This window comes from Stenotrophomonas sp. Steno-Z2, assembly GCF_056393235.1.
Window position 1 is genome coordinate 1 of record NZ_JBWJOY010000002.1, and the last position, 16947, is coordinate 16947.

The 16947-nt window shown below is 65.7% G+C and carries 5 protein-coding genes; 1 reads left to right on the plus strand and 4 read right to left on the minus strand.

All coding sequences use genetic code 11. The features are described 5' to 3' along the window. The 3 genes from AC06FP_RS05030 to AC06FP_RS05040 form a co-directional block, all read right to left on the minus strand. The coding region (locus AC06FP_RS05030; protein ID WP_478074758.1) for a putative Ig domain-containing protein at positions 1 to 11767 on the minus strand (11767 nt) is incomplete at its 3' end. 949 nt (positions 11768 to 12716) lie between these two features. After that, positions 12717 to 13463 (minus strand): MHYT domain-containing protein, encoded by a 747-nt coding sequence (locus AC06FP_RS05035; protein WP_478074759.1) that lies wholly within the window; start codon positions 13461 to 13463, stop codon positions 12717 to 12719. Positions 13464 to 13483: 20 nt separating this feature from the next. Continuing rightward, positions 13484 to 14332: a hypothetical protein gene (locus AC06FP_RS05040; protein ID WP_478074760.1), complete on the minus strand. Its 849-nt coding sequence runs from the start codon at positions 14330 to 14332 to the stop codon at positions 13484 to 13486. Positions 14333 to 14700: 368 nt separating this feature from the next. On the opposite strand from AC06FP_RS05040, the gene AC06FP_RS05045 reads away from it, so the two are divergent. Beyond that, positions 14701 to 15594 (plus strand): LysR family transcriptional regulator, encoded by an 894-nt coding sequence (locus AC06FP_RS05045; RefSeq protein WP_478074761.1) that lies wholly within the window; start codon positions 14701 to 14703, stop codon positions 15592 to 15594. Between the two features lie 202 nt (positions 15595 to 15796). On the opposite strand, the gene AC06FP_RS05050 is transcribed toward AC06FP_RS05045, so the two are convergent. Beyond that, positions 15797 to 16600 carry an Imm26 family immunity protein gene (locus AC06FP_RS05050; protein WP_478074762.1) on the minus strand — a complete coding sequence of 268 codons (804 nt, stop codon included), beginning with the start codon at positions 16598 to 16600 and terminating at the stop codon, positions 15797 to 15799. Positions 16601 to 16947: the final 347 nt, after the last annotated feature.

Genomic DNA, 16947 nt, shown 5'->3' on the forward strand with positions numbered 1-16947 from the left:
TGCTGCCGCTGATGTTGCGCGCCATCGACTGCGCCGGAATGGTGCCGGCCACCGGCGCCGCATTCGGCGTGGTGACGGTGAAGGCCCTGCTGACCGCGGCGCCCGAGGGGTCGGTGGCGGTGACCGTGATGGTCCAGCTGCCCACGGCGCCCGGGGTACCGCTGAGCACGCGGGTACTGGCATTGAAGCTCATCCAGGCCGGCAGGCCGCTGACCGTGTAGGTCAGGGCATCGCCGTTGGGGTCGGTGAAGGCCGGGACGGTGTAGCTCCAGGCCGCTCCGGCCGCGGCGCTCTGGTTGGGGATGGTTGGCGCGGTGGGGGCGCTGTTGGTCAGGGTCAGTGTGAACGCGCTGGAAACGGTTCCGCCCCGGCCATCGTTGGCGGTGACCGTCACCACGTAGCTCCCCAGCGCCGCGGTGGCCGCGCCGCTGATCACGCCCGAGGTGGAGATGCTCAGTCCAGCGGGCAGCCCGGTGGCACTGAAGGTCAGGGCATCGGCGTTGACGTCGCTGAAGTAGGCGGCCACCGGGATGCTGCCGCTGACATTGCGCGCCAGCGCCTGGGACGGAATGGTCGCGGCGGTGGGCGCCGTATTGTTGACGCTGAAGGAAAAGCTGCCGGTCGCCGATGCGCCCTGCGGATCGCGCGCGACGATGCGGGCGCTGTAACTGGCCTGGAACAGGCTGGTCGCGGTGCCGGTGATTCTGCCGGTGGTGGCATTGATGCTCAGCCCCAGTTCGGAGATGTTCTTCCAGATGCTTCCGACCAGGACTTCCGCGGAGTACGTCAGCGCATCGCCGTCGGGTTCGCTGAAGGCCCCGGCCGGCAGCGCGAAATCCACGGCGCCGCCATGGACCAGCGCCCGGTTGGGCAAGGCCCCACTGCTGTAGACCGGAGCGGAGTTAACGAAGGGGACGACGTCGATCTTGATGTCGTTGTCCAGAACCTCCCCCGCTGGGCCGACCTGGTCGCTCTGCGCGGCCCATCGCCGGCCGTCATGGGCGTCGACGCGCAGCACGAAGGAGTGCGCGCTCGTGCCCGCAGGCACGGTGCCTGACACGACGCGCGTCGCCGGGTTGAAGCTCATCCAGGCGGGCAGCGGCCCTTCTTCGACCCAGTAGATCCACTGGGGAGGAACGGTGTCCAGCCATTCCTTGTGCTGGACCACCACTCCAAGGCTGAGCGCAATGGGATCGTTTTCCGCGTCGACGAACAGGTTTTCCGGAAGCGTGAAACTGAAGCTGCGTCCGATCTTGATCGTCTGGTCATGAAGCGCGATGGCCGAACGCGTGGGAGCGGTCTCGTTCCTGACCTGCAGGGAAACGGTGATGGTCTGGGTCAGGCCCTCGATGTCGCGCGCCCGGATCTGCACGGTATAGGTGCCGACGTGGTTGGCCGCATTGTTGGGCGTCCCCAGCAGCTTGAGCTGGCCGCTGGCGGCGTCGAACTCCAGCCGCATCCAGCCGCTCTTGGCCGTGCCTTCGGGATGCAACAACTCGTAGGTCATCGCATCGCCTTCCGGATCCTGGAACAGCGTCGCGACCGGAACCTGGAGGTTCAATGCCTCGCCGATGCGGAGCTGCTGGGCCGGCACGGTGCCGATGGCGTTCGGTGCACGGTTGCTCCGCACCGTGAGCGTGAACGTGGTCGAGACCGTGGCGCCGTCAGGATCGGTGGCGGTCAACCGGATGGTGAGGACCGTGCCGTTGGCCACGCTGGCCGGAACATCTCCATCGAACCGCAGCTTCGGCACGGCCTGGCCGCCGAGGAAACTGAAACTCAGCCAGGAGGGCAGCGCCGCTCCGTTGGACAGCGAGGCCTGGACGCCCAGGACATCGCCCTGCGCATCGCTGAATACCTGCGACAGGTCCCGCTCCAGCACGAAATTGCGGCCACGGGTCGCTTCCTGCGCCGGGATCGGCGCGACGACGGCCGGCGCGCTGTTGTCCGCCACCACCAGGGTGACGTTCCGGGTTTTGGTGGCGCCCAGCTGGTCGGTGACCCGGAGCGTCAGGGTGTAGGTTCCAGCCACCGGGGACGATGCGCTCAGCCGCAGTACCGAGGGGTTGGAGGCGTCGATGACCAGCCAGCCGGCGGCGGGACTGACGCTGGCCCTGATGGCCAGGCTGTCTCCCACATCGGGATCGACGAAATAGTCGTCCGCCAGCAATTCCATCGCCCAGGGTCTTCCGGTCTTGACCGGGAAGCTGGTGGGCGCGCCGGCCTTGTTGGTCGGCGCGGTGTTGTCGCGCACGCCCAGGTCGAATTCGACATGGGCGGTGCTGCCGCCATCGTTGGCGGTCAGGCGCAGCCGGAAGGTCTGGTTGTTGGCCACGCTGGAGCCGGCCGTCGCCTGGAACACGGCTTCGCCGGTGGCGGCGTCCACGCTGTAGCTGAGCCAGGAGGGCAGCGCGGCGACCGATCCGGCCACCACCTGGGCGGCGCTCACGCTCAGCGGCTTGCCTTCCGGGTCGCGGAACAGGTCGGTCAGGCGCACCCGGAATTCGGAAGCCACGCCCGTGCGGAGGGTGCGGCCGGGCGGCAGGCCGATGACTTCCGGCGGCCTGTCGACCACGGTAATCGGCAGGGCGTTCTCGCCATAGGCGCTGCGCGCCAGCACGTGGGTGCGGTTGCCGGCGGCGTCGTAGTCGTAGCTCAGCTCGAACATCCGCTGGCCGGTGCCCAGGTCGTCCTGCAGGACCTGCTGCAGCCGGTTGTGGCTGTCGTAGACGATCTGGGTGCGCAGGTTGAAGGCCTTGCCGCGGCTGTCGGAGACCTGCACCTGTTCCTGGATGCGGTTGCCGGCCTGGTCGTAGGCATAGGTGAAGGTGCCGCCGCCGGCTTCCTGTATCTGGCGCACCAGGCCATTGGCGTAGTAGGTGGTGGTGCGGTTGAGGCCGGAGCTGTTGGTTTCGCTGAGCAGCTGGCCGGAGGTGGCGTCGTAGGTGTAGTCGTAGTCCCGTCCGCTCAGGTCGTTGTGGTCGACCAGGCGCCCGAAGTAGTCGTAGTCCCAGGTCTGCTCGTTGGTCCGCACCGTTTCGCCATCGCGGTCGACCACGTTGGCATGGCTCAGGGCATAGCGTTCCAGCGCCCGGCGCCCGCCCAGGTCGTAGGCGTACTCCATCACTACGCCCATCGGGGTCTGGCTGCGCAGCAGCAGCCCCCGGCTGTCGTAGTCGTACTTGTAGGTCTGCCCCATGGCGTTGGCGACCTGCAGGCGCTGGCCGTTCTGGTTGAGCGTGTAGCTTTCCAGGGTCTTCTTGGTGCGCGCGGCGCCGTTGGATGTCGGCAGGTAGTCGCCGTGGGCGGTGACCCGGTCCAGCCGGTCGTACTGTTTGAACGTCAGGTACCCCAGCGCGTTCTGGACGATGCGTTCGCGGCCGAGGACATCGTAGGCGGTCAGGGTCACGCTGCCGTTGGCATCGATCACCCGGGTCTGCTTGCCGGCGCCGTCGTACTCGTAGCGCGTGAGGTTGCCATTGCCGTCGCGGCTGGCGATCAGGCGGCCGAGCGCGTCGTAGGACCAGGTGAGCTCCGGCCGCAGCCAGGTGCCGGCGGCGTTGTTGGTCACCACCTTCACCAGCGGCTGGACCTGCCTTACCAGCTGGTTGCCTTCGTTGTACTCGTACGTGGTCAGGTAGCCGCGCGGATCGGTCAGTTCCAGCACGTTGCCCCAGCGGTCCAGGCGCTTGGCCAGGGTATTGGACTGGTTCACGTCGTCCGTATGCGAGGGCAGCACCATCTGCACCGTGCGCCCCAGGCGGTCGTTCACGTACCGGGTCACCGCCGTCACGTTGCCGGTGCTGGCCCGCACGCTGTGCGATTCACGCCGCTGGTGGCCGGCCAGATCGTAGCCGTAGTCGCGCCACACGCCGCCCTCGGCATTGCTGCGCACCAGGTTGCCGGCCCGGTCGTACTGGTACTGCGCCTGCAGCGTGGCGCCGGCCGCGTCGTCGTCGCCCTTGGCGATGATCTCGCCGAAGGCGTTGTAGCGCACCGCTTCGCGCTGATCCGGCGCGCTGGCGCCATCGCGCTGCGTGCGGCTGGTCAGCTGCCGCCCCGCGCCGTCGTAGGTGTAATAGCTGTGTACGGTCGTGTCGCGGCCGTCGTTGCCGGACAGGGTGTACCAGCTGTGCAGCACATGGTCGGCGGCATCGTACTGCAGGAACACGCGCTGGCCCTGCGCGTCCTGGCTCATCACCGCCCGCCCCTGGCGGTCGTAACTCACCACGCTGACCTGGTCGTTGGCCGCATCGGCCACCGGCGCGGTCTGCCCTTCCTGTAGGCCATTGGCATAGCGGGTGATCCGCACCGCATTGCCAAAGGCGTCATGGACCATGGCCGTGTAGGCCGAGACCGAGACGTAGAGCGCCTGCGTGCCCAGGCCGACCGCGGTGGTTCCCAGCAACTGGCTTTCGGCATTGGCCGACAGCCGCTGCTGCGCCGCTTCCTGTACCGCGACCACCCGGCCCAGCGCATCGTAGCTGGTGCGCGTCTTCTGCCCGTCCAGGTCGGTGAGCACGATCTGCCCGGCCGCATCGTAGGTCCACTGCGTGGTGACGCTGCGCACGCCCTGCGAGCCGTCGACCTGGCCATGGTGGCGCAGCACGGCCTCACTGGCCTTGCGGCCCAGCGCATCGTAGGTGTAGCTCACCACGCGGTCGTAACCGGTCGCGGTATCGCCGGCCGCCGGCGGGGGCGGCGGTGCCTGCGTCGTCAGCCCCGACTGCACCGCGGCCGACAGGGCGCGGGCGTACTCGCGCACCTCGGTCACCTCGCCCTGGACGTTGTACTGCGTCCGGGTCACGTACCCTTCCGCATCCACCCTCAGCGTGGCCCGGCCCAGTTCGTCGTAGTACTGGAACGTGTCGGCCCAGGTATTGCTCTCCGCATCCAGCAGGACCGAGGTTCTGGCCAGCTCGCCATGGCCGTTGTAGGCGAATTCGGTCCGGGGCGAAGCGCTGGCGGTGGTGCCGTTGGCCTTGACGTAGCTGATCGACGATTGGGTGACCGAGACCTGGCGGCCCAACAGATCGTAGGCGTTGGTCAGCACCCGGTCCGCCGCGTCTGTCGTGATGAAGCCGGCGGTGGCGGCCAGTACCTGGGTGATGGGCTCACCCGCGCTCCACCCGCTGTTGACGGAGGTATTGGCCTTGATGGCGTAACGGCGCAGTGTCAGTTGATCGCCGAAAGTGTTGTAGGTGTAGCCGGTGGCATGGCCTTCGGCGTCGATCTCGCAGGCGATGCGCCCCAGCGTGTCGTAGATCCTGTAGCTGAGGTTCCCGCGCACATCCTTCTGCACCACGGCACGGCCCAGCGCGTCATAGGTCACCTCGACCGTGGGCGTGGTCCCGGTTGCCGCCAGCTGGCCGGTAGCGGGGTTGATCTGCCATGCGTCGGGGAAGATCGTGCGGACCTGGTTGCCGCGGTTGTCGTACTCGTACCGGGTGATGCGCGGCTGGGTGCTGGCGGCATCCTCGGTCCGGCTGACGACATTGCCCAGCGCATCATAGGCCGTGACCGTCTTGATGCTGCGCGTGGCGGTACTTACGGTGCCGGCGCCCGTGGCGGTGGCCACCGTGACGACGGGGCTGCTCTCCTCCGCCAGGCGCCCGGCCGCATCGTAGGCGTAGGTCCATACGTGGCCCAGCTTGTTGGTGTAGCTGATGCGGTTGCCCAGCGCGTCGTAGGCATGGCGCTCGATCCCGCCTGCAGCATCGGTGACGGACGCCACGCGTCCGGCCGCGTCGTAAGCGGTGGTGGTGCTGCGCACGTTGCCCGCCCCCTGCCCCGCGACCGCAGCGGCGAGCGCCGTTTCGGTCATGGCGGTGGCAGCCGCGATCGCGACCGCATACTGGCGGCTCTCCACCACGCGCCCCAGGGCGTCGTAGCGGCGTTCGGTGACACCGCCCAGGCTGTCCACCACGAAGCGCACCGCGCCGTTCGCGTCGTGCACCATGCGGGTGGTGCGCTGGTTGGCGGCGGCGTTGCCGTTGGCCGCGGCCAGGGCGGCGCCCACGTCCTCCACCGTCGTCGCCGTGGTCGACGGGATGGTCACGCCATACGCGGTTTCGGCCACGACCCGGCCGGCCGCGTCGTAGCGGCGCTCCTGCACGGTGGAGGCGCCATTGCCGTCCTCGCGCAGGACGTAGCGCTGGTTGCCCGCCGCGTCATGGACGAAGCGGGTGATGCGCTGGGCGCCGTTCATCCAGCTGGCGATCGAGCTGAAAAGCAGCGTGCCGTTGCGCAGCGCCTCCAGCCGCGGGCCCAGTGCGGTCGCGCTGATCCTCGTCTCGCGTTCGCGGCTTTCGGTGACACGGCCCAGCGCGTCGTAGCGCAGTTCGCGCAGCATGCCGGTGGTGGCGCCCGCGGCGTCGCCGAGCAGGTCCAGCGTGAACCGCGCGCGACCGGCGGCGTCGAAGACCTGGTAGCTCTGCTCGTCGGCCGCTTCGTCGGCGACGATGCTGGCGGCCATGTCGGCCGTGGTGGCGGTGCCCGCCTTCAGCTTTGCAAGCAGGGCGCTGTCGACCGTCATGGCCTGCGCGTAGCGCCGGGTACCCACCGTGCGGCCGGCCGCGTCCAGCAGGTATTCCCGTACCGCTCCCAACGCATCGACGACATAACGAAGCCGGCCCGCCGCGTCGAGGACGTTGTAGCTGCGCATGTCCCGGCCATCATTGACGGCAAGCTTGCCGCTGATGTCCGCCGGGGCCGCCGTGCCGCCATCGAGCTTGCCGACCAGGGGCGCGTCCAGTGCGATCGCCGTTGCGTAGGCCCGCGTACCGGCAATGCCGCCGGCCGCGTCGTAGTAGATTTCCCTGGTTTGTCCCAGCCCGTCGATCACGTAGCGGATACGCCCGGCCGCATCCAGGACATTCCAGGTGCGCTGGTCGCTGCCGTCATTGGCTGTCGGGGAAACCGCGGCCGTTCCGGCGCGCAGCTGGGCGATCAGCGTGCTGCCCAGGCTGAGCTTGCCGGCGTAGGCGCGCGTCCCGATGGTCCGGCCGACATTGTCGTACAGGGTCTGCTCGACCGCGCCGGTAAGGTCGATGCTGTAGCGCACCCGCCCATCGTTGTCATAGGTCAGGAAGCGCCCGGCATCGTTGGCGCTCTCCACGCGCAGCGCATCGAGCTGGGCCACGGTGGTGGCGTCGCCCAGCGCGGCCAGCTGTGCCGGCGTCAACGCCTGCGCCGCACTGCGGGTAGCCACCAGGCGGCCATTGGCGTCGTACCAGTTGCGGGTCAGCCCGCCCAGCGGATCGACCTGGTGGATCTGGCGGTTGGCTTCGTCGTAGTAGTAGCGCGTGACCGCGCCGGTCGCATCGGTGCGGCGGATGACGTTGTCGTTGCCGTCATAGGCATAGGACGTGGTCAGGTTGAGCTTGCCGGCGCCCGGATCCACCACCTCGGCGGTGCGCCGACCCAGCGCGTCGTAGACATACTGCGTCACCCGGGCCTCGGCCGTGCCGTAGCCTTCGGTCACCGTGACCTGGCGGCCCTGCGCGTCATAGGCGAACACCGTGCGCTGGTTCAGGCCGGCCGGGTTCTGGGCCACCTGCGCCAGGCGCCCTTCCCGGTCGTAGCTGTAGCCGGTCACCCGGCCACTGGCATCGGTCACCGTCAGCTGGCGCCCCTGCCCGTCGTAACTGTAGCTCGTGGTGTGGTTCAACTTGCCCGCGCCCGGATCCTCGATCCGCTGCAGCAACCGTCCCTGCGCGTCGTAGCGGAACTCGACCCGGCGGCCGCTGGCGTCGACCGTGGCCACCAGCAGCCCGCGGGCATCGTAGGACTGGGTCGAAGCTTGGTCCAGCGCATCGCGGCTGCTCGTCAGCAGGCCATCGCGGTCATAGGCATTGCGCGTGACCACCCGGCCGGCGGCATCGGTCACCGTCAGTACCTGGCCGTGCCGGTTGTAGGCCGTGCTCACCTGGATGCCTTCGGCCGAGGTCACCGTCATGACCTGCGTGGCCGGATCGTAGGCGTAGGTCGTCACCATGCCGCGCGCATCGGTGACGCGGGTACGCCGGTAGGCGTCGTAGGCGGTGCTCACCGTCTCCACCCGGCCCTGCACCGTACGGCTGACGCTGATCTGCCGCCCCAGGCGGTCGTAACCATAGGCGGTGGGCGTACCGCGGCCATCGACCTCGCCGATCACCCGCCCGAAGGCGTCGTAACTGAAACCGGCAATGCGCACGCTGCCGCTGCCCACGCCCTCGGTGCGCTGGGTCAGGTGGCCACGGCGGTCGTAGACGTAGTCGGTGGTCGAAGCCGATGCCGTACCGCTGGCGGCAACGACACGGCTCAGCTCGCCGAACGCGGTATACGCGTAGGTGGTCACCGCGTTCTCGGCATCGATGGCCTGCGCCAGCTGGCCACGCGCGGTATAGGCATACTGGCGCCGCGTGTCCACCGCCGCCGCATAGGCCAGCGTACTGATGGCATTGGCCGCGCTGGCACGGCTGCCCGGCACCGCAATGGTCAGTCGGCCGGTATAGGCGATCGTGTCGGAAACATCGCCAAAGGCGGTATAGCGGGTTTCGGTCACCTCGCCACGTGCGTTCTGCAGCCCCGTTTTATCGTCCACGCCCTTGACCGTGAAGGTCAGCCGACCGGCGCTGTCGTAGAAGTACCAGGTCTTGTTGCCCGCCGCGTCGATGCTCTCGATCCGGCGACCGAGCACGTCGTAGTCGTGGCGCACCCCGTACTGCGCGTAGATCGCATCCAGCTGCGCCTCGCTCATCCCCGGCAGCAGCTGCAGCGCTCCCTCGCCGCTGATTTCGCCGATCAGCTCGCCGAAGGCGTTGTAGCGCCGGTGTCCCTCCCGCACCTCGCTGGTGCCCAGCGCCGTCTCCGTCTTCACCAGGCGCCCGGCCGCATCGTAGCTGTACCGGGTCTGCGTGCCTTCGGCGTTGGACTCGATCGCCAGCCGGCCCTGGCCGTCGTATTGCCTGCGCACCTGCTCGTAGGTACCGGCCTGCGCGCGCAGGCTGGCCAGCGTGTCGCCCTGGACGAAGGCCACCGCCGTGCCGTAGCGACGCTCGGCGCGCACGCTCCATGTCTCATCGACGATGTATTCGGTCAGGTAGCCCTGCGCATCCAGCACGCCCACCAGCTGGCCACGCCCATCGTGGAAGTAGCGGGTGGTCTGGTCCTGTCCCGTCGCGCCGGGACGCAGCTGCGCCAGCGTGCCCGCCGCCCGGTACGCCGATGGCGATGCGCTCGCATACTGCGTCTGCCACTGGATGCGACCGGCCCGGTCGTACTGCGTCTCGGTCAGGTACCCGTCCGCGTCCAGCACGCCGACCTGGCGGCCGGCCTCGTCATGGAAGTAGCGCACCACCCTTGCCGTGGCCGCGGTGCCGGCCGCATCGGTCGTGCGCACCTGCAGCAGCCGGCCCGCGCCATCGTAGGCATACGTACTGATCGAGCGCTCGGCGCTGCCCTCCAGCCCATCGGTCTGCGTGGCCAACCGCCCCGCGGCGTCGTACGTGCGCCCCGTGACACGGTCAAGCTGCGCATTGGCCACGATCCCCAGGCTGTCCACCTGCGTTGGCACCACCTTGCCGGCCACCAGCCAGGTGCCGGTCGTCAGGCGGTTGGCGTACTGCCGCGTGCCCACCACCCGGTCCGCCCCGTCGTAGTAGGTCCGGGTGACCGCCCCGGTGGCATCCACCGTGGCTTCCAGCCGACCCTTGGCGTCATAGAAGAAATAGCTCCGCCCGCCGGCGGCATCCTCGCTGGCGCGCAGCTGCCCGCTCGCGTCGTAATAATTCAACTGCGTGCGGGCCTGGCTGCCCGCACTGCCCTGCTCGCCGACCGAGACCAGCCGCCCGGCCGCATCGCGCGTCTGCGTGACCACGCGCCCGCCACTGTCGGTCATCACCACCTGGTGGCCCGAGTCCAGGTACGCATAATTCGTCTGCAGAACGCCCGACACGCCGATCTCGCGGCTGGTGCTGCTCAACAACCGCCCCAGGCCGTCGTAGACATAGTCGACCTGCTGGCTGCCGGCCAGCGCCGCCCCACCGCCCGTGCGGTTGCCGTTGCGCAGCGTCACCTGCTGGCGCAGCGTCCCTTGCGCATCGTAGGTGTAGCGGGTCAGGCTCGCCGCCGAATCCAGTACCCCGACGCCGGATGCATCGACCGTGGCGTACTCCGCGCGCAGGCTCAGTCGTCCCCACGCGTCATAGCCCAGGTCGGTCAGCTGGCTGCTCGCCTTCCTCGCACTGGTCGCCCACGCCTCCAGCCCCGCCAGGTCAAACGTACCGGCGTAGCTGGCTCCCAGATACTGCCGCAGGCTGCTCTGCTGGCCGATCCCGTTGCCGCTGGCCGCATACGTGAACTCGCTCACCTGGCCCAGCGCGTCGATCACGAAACGCAGCCGGTCCTGCGCGTCATATACGTAGCGTGTCGTCTGGCCGCCCGTGGGCAGCACCGCGCCCTCCCGGTCCGGATCCGCGCCCGTGTAACGCGTCAGGCTCAGCAACTGATTGCCCGTACTCCACGTACGGCTGATCGCATTGCCCAGCCCGTCCCACTCCCACGTCACGTTGCCCGACGCATCGTAGGCATAGTCCAACTGCGACAGCACCGCCGCGCCACGCACGGTCCTGGCCTGCACCACGTTGCCCGACGCATCGTACTGGTAGGTCGTCACGTCCGACTGCCCCGATACCGCCGGCGCCACCAGGCTGGTCAGCTGCCCCTCGGCATCGAATCCATACACCCACGCACGACCCAGACTGTCGCTCACCGTGGTGCTGCCCGCCGCATATGCATAGGTGAAGGTTTCGCCCAGGCCATCGGCATCGTCGGCGTTCGTATCTCCCCGCGTGACCGTCTTGACCCGGCCATCGGCGTGGTAGGTGAAACTCACCACCGTCCCGTCGCCCTGCCTGACCGACGCCAGCCGCAGGCTCGTCCCCTCATAGGTGTACTGGGTGCGGAACAGCCGCCCGTCGTTCTGGGACGCGGTCGTGGCGTTCCAGGTGTTGTCGGCCGCATTGTCCGGCGTCAGGTCCGTCACCACCCCGACCAGCCTTCCCTGGCCGTCGTATTCATAGGCCACCTGGTGGCGCACCACGCCTGCCTCCCGGGTAGCGATGCTGTTCAACCGGCCCGCCCCGTCGTACCCGAAGACCAGCGCATCCCCGCCACTGCCGCCATCGTCGGCACGGATCTGTGCGATCCGCTGGCTGGCGTCATAGTCAACCTGCCAGGTCACCGGCAGCGTCCCGTCGCTGCGAAGCTCGCGCAGGTACGTCAACCGTCCCTGCCGGACAGCATCGGCGTGGTCGGCATACCCCTCTTCCCGGCGCGTGCTGCCCTCCACATAACGCCACCCGCTCCCCGTCCAGCTCAGCGTGTCGTGGGCTCCTTCCCCTCCGGTTGAGCGATAGGTGTTGGCCGATACATAGGCAAAGTCCTGATACGAACCATCACCGGCAAAACGCCGCATCACGCTGCCGGCTTCGTTGAACGTGCCGCCCTGCAGGGCCACCCGCCGCTCGAAACCCGTCACCCAGCCATCGGCCCCGACCTCCGACAACAGCCCCAGGCTGTTGTAAGTCCGCATCAGGTTCACGCTCAACCCGCGGAACACCAGATGCTCGTCGCTGCTCTGCCATACCAGGTTGCCCGTGGCCGCGTTCACGTACTGGCTGTCCCGCCCCTGTCCCACCCCCGCACCACCGCCCAGTCCATACCCCAACTGGCTCAGCGACGTGTTGAACAGACCCAGACCATTACCCGTGAACACTGCCGACATGAACAAACTCCCCAGCTGCCCCGCCTCCCTCATGGACGCAGTCGGGCTCCTCTGGTGATCAGTCCCGGCGAGCCGAAGAAAGTTTAGGGTCGCGCCTGCCCCTGCTGGCTGTGCCGGGAAGACGGACCATGGATGCCATGCATCTCCAGACGCGCAGGCCGGTGGCGGGCCATGCCGTTGCGGAAGGAGCCGCCAGCCCTCGCCCCGGGGAGAGATCTCTCTTTCCATCTGGCCTGCTTCGTGCGGCCGACAAACCGATGCCTGCTGTACCAGGTGCCAGGGACGCAGCAACCGGACACGATCGCAATGGGCAAACGCGATTCGTCACAGGGCGGTGGCGGCAAAGGGCAAAGCCTGGGGCTTGGACAGACTGCGGCTGCAGGCCCGGTCAGCCCTCCAGCCGAGACAACTGATTCGGTGCAGTTGCAGCACGCACCCCTGAGCCGCCTCGGTTTCGGAGGTTGTCGGTTGCGCCTCCAGGATCTGAAGTTGGGCCACATCGGCACAGGCGAAATCCCCGCGCCCGTGAGGCTGCGTCCCCGCGATGAAGAAGCTGCCCCGCGGAAAACGCGAGCGCAGCCTCGGCATCCGGCACCACGAAGCACTGGAGCTGGCCGCAGACGACACCAGGTACGGACCATGGCACCCCGCAACAGTTACCTGCCCGTGACCAGCAAAGTCCTGCAAGGCCCATCCCAGCCCTTCTGACAATCGCTCCCCGCAGCACCTACAGTCTGCGTCCGCACTGCTCGCACAGCTGTTGCCTCATAGGACGCCAAGGTGCGCCCGGCGTTGCAGGTCGTCCAACAACTTGCCCCTGAGCCGGGGGATTGCAGACAACCCTCCCCGGCCGGTCGGCGCCACCCGCCCCTGCGGCTCCGATCGAACTGCCTCGCATCATCGCTGTCATGGCCTCACGATCGACGTGACCGGAAGCCGGAACCAGGCGTCATATCCTCACTTGCTGGCGCTGTCGCTGGCGGATGATGCTGGTCGAGAGAACGACTGCCAGCAGGATCGTGGTCACCGCAAAAATTCCCATCCCCAGATAACTGCCACTGATACCCGCATGTTCAACCGGCAGATCATTCGGGACAAAGGATGCGGCCGCCATGCCGGTGTAGTGCATGCCACAGACAGCGCCCCCCATTACAAGGGCACTACCCACCATCTGCCATCTGCCGCGCATGTTGAATGCCAGCCAGAGCGCCGCCATCGAGGCGGCAATCGCAATGGCCACGGAAAGGAGAACCAGCGACGGCGCATAGACCGTGTCGGCCTTCATTATCATCGCCGCCATTCCAGAGTAATGCATGCCTGCAACCCCCAGGCCCATGATCGTCCCCGCCACCCCCAGCTTGTACCAGCTGAACACGCCAAGGCCGGCCAAGGCCAGTCCGGCCATGCAGGAGACCATCCCGATCAGGGCGGACATGACCGTGACAGTCAGGTCATATGAAACCTCGACATCCATTCGACAGGCCAGCATGGCAATGAAATGCATTGCCCAGATCGCACCTCCCCCCATCGCCATGCCGGACCAGGTGATTGCCCGCCATCGCCCAGTCAGGGTACGGGCTGCAGGTATGCCGATAGCCAGCTGCAGTGCAGTATAGGATCCGAGGACGGAAACAATATAGGACAGCACCACCAGCAGCGGATCATGGATGCATTGAATTGTATGGTGAGCGTGCAAAGTCGATCCTCGTCAGGCACTCAGACAACTGAGAAATGGCAGGAAGCCGCGCCGGTGTTGCAACAGGCGATTTCCGAAACGGCCAGATGCCTCCCCTCCATTTCGGAGCCGAGCAATCCGGCGATGAACCCACGGAAGAAGTGGCAGCATTCGCCGGCGTGACCGCGATGGCAGAATGGACTCCCGTGCACTTCCAGGAGATCATTCCGCAGCCCCACCTGGACGATCCGCCGCATGGCAGGCAGGACGATTCTTCGCAGCGCTTCGGGCAGTTCCAGGCGTCCCCCCAGGGCAAAATCGCGCTTGTATACCCATGCACCGACCCGTCGCCCGACATGGATCATGGTGGGCTCAAACTGGCCCGGCGCCAGCGCACCCTCTAGCGTTTCCAGATGTGGAAATACATTGGGATAGGTCTGCGCGATCCTGGCAAGTACAGCTTCGGAGTCGTACCGGGCAGCGGTTTCAGGGCGCTCCCTGATCGAACCGGCTGCCGGCGGAGAGCGGACAGGAGACAGCGCCGTTGCTGCTGGAGGAACGCTTTTCTCCTCGACACCTGGCGCCGAAACCGATGCAGCCGGACTGGTGATGCCACGGGCTCGAGGAGAAGCCGGCATTTCCTTCTCGGGAATATCCAGCATTTCCATCTCGAAGCTGCGCACCAGCGGATGGTTTACGAGGCTTTCCTGCACATGCAACAGGCTGTCGGATTGTCCTTTCACGCCGATGACGAGAATGGCCCCACCCCCGCCAGGAGTAAGTCGTTGCCTGCGTATGTGGAATCCGTTCTCCGAAAGGATCTTGCCGACATCGAGCAGCAGACCTTCCCGTTGATTGCTGAAAATCCGGAACTCGGCGCTCACCAGCATGGATAACCCCTGAAACTTTCCATCGTCACTAATATCCACCTGGAGGGCAGAGCCAACGGGCAGGACCGCAGGCCATGAGATAACCAAAGATCAGCTTGAGGGAGTACCCCCTCATCGACAGGCATCACAGAACACGGGCTCGGATCGAAACCCCTGAATATATCCCGTACAAAATAGCATTCCAGCGATTGCGCGCGGAGAGAATTACAATCTAAAACAATAATGGCAGCTATCGTTTAATACGATTGATGGCGGAGATCATGCAAATACAGGGCCTGCGCCGCCCGATGCCTTTACATTCCCGCACTCGACTACTAGTGCCCATTTTTGACTTTTGATAGGCTCCGCCGATGGACCTACTCTCTGCCATGCGTGTCTTCGTGCGGGTAGCTGATCGAGGCAGCATGTCTCAGGCGGCAAGGGATCTCGGCACGGTACAGTCTTCAATCAGCGAGCGGATCGATCGACTGGAACGCTTTCTGGGTATCCGCCTGCTGCATCGCACTTCCCGTGCGATGACCTGCACCGAAGAAGGCTGGGAGTTCTATGCCCATTGCAAGATAGTGATAGCTGCAGCCGATGAAGCCTGCGCGGCCATAGATCTGAAGAAACGCACCCTATCCGGCAGCATCCGGGTGGCCTGCCCACAGTGCTTCGGTGACATAGTTTTTCCGCGCATCCTTGCAAAAATAGTTGCACATCACCCTTCGTTGAAAATTGACCTGACACTCAATGACAGAGTGGTGGATCCCGTCACGGAAGGCGTGGACCTTTCATTCCGCCTTGGCCCCAACCTGGGCGAGAACCTGATTGCCACGCGGATCGGCTATATCCAGCGCAGCCTGGTCGCCTCGCCAGCCTATCTCTCCAGCAATGCCCCGATCAATTCGCCAGACGATCTGGCGGTGCACCCTTTCATACACGTCAAGGGCATCTTTGCCAATGGGAAGATCACGCTGAAGGACTCCCAGGACAACTCGGTGCAGGCGGCAATCTCTCCCCGCATAGTCACCAGCCATTGGCACCCGATGTACAAGCTGCTCCTGTCGGGCAATGGCATTGGCGTGGTGCAGACCCCTGCCTGCGCCGGAGCACTTCGCGACGGCCGCCTGGTTGAATTGCTTCCAGCCCACAGAGTTCCCCCGTTCGAACTGACGGCACTGGTGCCCGCCAGCCGCCCCATTCTTCCGAAGGTCCGGGAGACCATTTCGCTGGCAAAGAAGTACATTTCAGAGATAGACGGGTTTTCTCTATTACCCTGAAAGCAACAGTCCCACACGCATGGCCACTTGGATCCGCGTGTCTCGCTGGTACTGGCGCAATCGAACTGCAGTGATTTCCTTCCTGCGCACAGGAACGGCACCCCATGATCGACGCGTACTGCAAGGCGCAGGATCACGACGGGTCTTGCGGGAGTCATGGGACCTTGTCTTCATGCCCCGGTGATGCTCTGGAGTTTGGTTCTCAGCGCTGATCTGAAGGATTTCCGACCCATCTGGGACAGGAGAGCCGCCTTCTATCAGTACTCCCGCTGTAAACGGGATTCCTTCTTGCTCGACGCCGTGCCAATGCAGTGCTGACGGCGGCATCGATGTCCAGGCAGCCATGCAGGGCGTAGATACCACAGCGACCTTCACGCCGGGCCAGCACATTGCCTTCCTCATCGAAGTAGCGTGGAGGATCCGCGTCTGGCTGCCTGAAGCAGTGACTGGGAAGCCGCTCGCGCGGCCCAAAGTGGCGGTTATGCACGGTCTCGAAGTAGCAAAGCCTCCATGCCTGATAGTCGGTGATTACCGGCGGAATCAGCAAGCTGGTGACCGACAGATGCTCAGGCGGCTTTTTGACCTGGGATTCGATTCCAAAAATATAGACCAGCAGGCAGCCGGCTGCCGCGTGGACCGATGCATCCGTTCGAACAACCCGGCCAAAATAGTACCCCCGCCCCTCCGGGCGAAGAACAAATACGTCGCCCATCCTGGGCATGCGGTGCGGCGCTCTCAGCTGCTGCAACCTCGTCTTGACGGGTGTATGTGTAGGCATTCCCCCTGCCCCGGCCCAAAGCCTGCTATCGCAGCGCGTTACTTTTGATCGCTGCAACCGATCATTTTTGACGCAGCGCTGCAAGAGAAACCAAGCCGGCCAGCAATCTCTGTGACCGGGCATCTCGCCAACCAGAGAAGTCAAAGCAGTATCTTTAAAAACAGTAGAACGTATATCACCTGCCTGCAGCGGCAGGGAATCGCCCCAAAATTCAAGAAAATTCGCCAAGAACGCGTCCTTGCGTTCTTGGCGAAAACGTCCCAGGGCACTGGGAACGCGTTAATTATATCTTCAGGCAATGAGGATGCATGGGAATATTCGGCGAGTTACCTGATAGGTAACATCGAAAATACCGATGCCAATGACGGCATTCACTTCGGCGCCTTTAATCCAACACCTGAAGAACGTCGACATATTGCCCACGCCAACAAACTGCGGAGGTGAATCCGCCTTTGCGCAGAAATCCAGGCGGACGATGCCCGTATCCGATCACTCGATACGCTGCACGCGGTCTTTGGTGTTTTGATCAGTACAGCTTCCGCAGATATGGTCGCCGCGCCAATGCCGCCGACGGG

Excerpts from the sequence above, each read along its gene's own strand:
- AC06FP_RS05040 (WP_478074760.1), bottom strand. The coding sequence starts at position 14,332 with ATGCTGGTGAGCGCCGAGTTCCGGATTTTCAGCAATCAACGGGAAGGT.
- AC06FP_RS05045 (WP_478074761.1), top strand. The coding sequence starts at position 14,701 with ATGCGTGTCTTCGTGCGGGTAGCTGATCGAGGCAGCATGTCTCAGGCG.